This window comes from Agromyces binzhouensis, from assembly GCF_004135055.1.
GTDB classification, from domain to species: Bacteria; Actinomycetota; Actinomycetes; order Actinomycetales; family Microbacteriaceae; genus Agromyces; species Agromyces binzhouensis.
Window position 1 is genome coordinate 1 of the sequence record NZ_SDPL01000648.1, and the last position, 1137, is coordinate 1137.

Sequence of the window (1137 nt, forward strand, 5' to 3'; positions counted from 1 at the left end):
CGAGCACGCCGAAGAGCACGAGCACCGCCGCCGCGCGGTCGGCCGCGGAGTCGATCGGCGGCCGGGCCGACCGCCAGACGTCGCGCAGCTCCTCGTCGCCGACGAGCGCGGTCAGCTGCGTGCGCGCCGATCGGATCGCGCCGTCCCGGGAGGTCACCCGTCGAGCGTAGCCCGGGTCGTCGTGGTGGCGGTCAGCGGGAGCGGTCGTCGTCGCCCTCCCCGTTCGCGGACGGATCGGACGGCGATCTCCCGGTGAGGTCGCCGCCGGTCGACCGGCCGGGATCGCTGCCGGAGGCGTCGGCGTCGATCGGCTCCTCGTCGCGCGGCCGGCGCGACCACCGGCTCTCGTGGAGGAAGACCTGCGTCACGATCACGAGACCGACGATGACGATGCCGGCCAGCCAGAACGTCCAGTCCATGCGCGCCCCCTCAGGCCAACCGTGCCATGGCGTCCTCGACGCCCGCCCAGAACCGCTCGACGTCGATCCCGACCGCGACGTACGCGTTCGGTTCGCGTCCGAGCATGCCGTCGAGGTCGACGCTCGTCGCACCGACCGTCTCCGACCCGATCAGCTCGACGTCGAGTCGCGTGCGCGCGACCTCCACCGAACCGGGGTCGGCCAGCACGGCGACCGCGACCGGATCGTGCAGCGGACCGTCGGGCATGCCGAAGACCTCGTCGTTGGTCCGGCAGAAGAACTCGAGCAGCTCGTCGCCGAACGCCGACGTGCGGTTGCCGATCGCCGCGAGACGCTCGCGCACGCGCGTCGTGACGAGTGCGCGGTGCGTGACGTTGAGTCCGACCATCGTGAACCGGAGGCCGCTCTGCAGCACCAGGTCGAGCGCCTCGGGGTCGACCCATGCGTTGAACTCGGCGTAGGGCGTCGCGTTGCCGCGTTCGGTCGAGCCGCCCATCCACACGACCTCGCGGATCCGCGGGACGAGGTCGGGCCGCTCGCGCAGCAGCACGGCCACGTTGGTGATCGGTCCGGTCGCGATGATCGCGACGGGCTCGGATGCCGCGGCGAGCGTGTCGGCGATGAGCTCGGTCGCGCCGCGCGCATCGAGCGGGACCGGCGACGGGCCCGCGTCGGGGTCGGGCAGCGCCAGCACACGTCTGATTCAGACGTGTGCTCG

General features: G+C 72.7%; 2 protein-coding genes. Both read right to left on the reverse strand.

What is annotated here, in order from left to right:
• Window positions 1–191 precede the first annotated feature (191 nt).
• Window positions 192–419 carry a hypothetical protein gene (locus tag ESO86_RS17370; protein WP_129236005.1) on the reverse strand — a complete coding sequence of 76 codons (228 nt, stop codon included), beginning with the start codon at window positions 417–419 and terminating at the stop codon, window positions 192–194.
• A 10-nt stretch (window positions 420–429) separates the two neighbouring features.
• On the reverse strand, window positions 430–1113 hold the full coding sequence (locus ESO86_RS17375; RefSeq protein WP_165308320.1) for a nucleoside hydrolase: 684 nt from the start codon (window positions 1111–1113) through the stop codon (window positions 430–432).
• Between the last annotated feature and the right edge of the window lie 24 nt (window positions 1114–1137).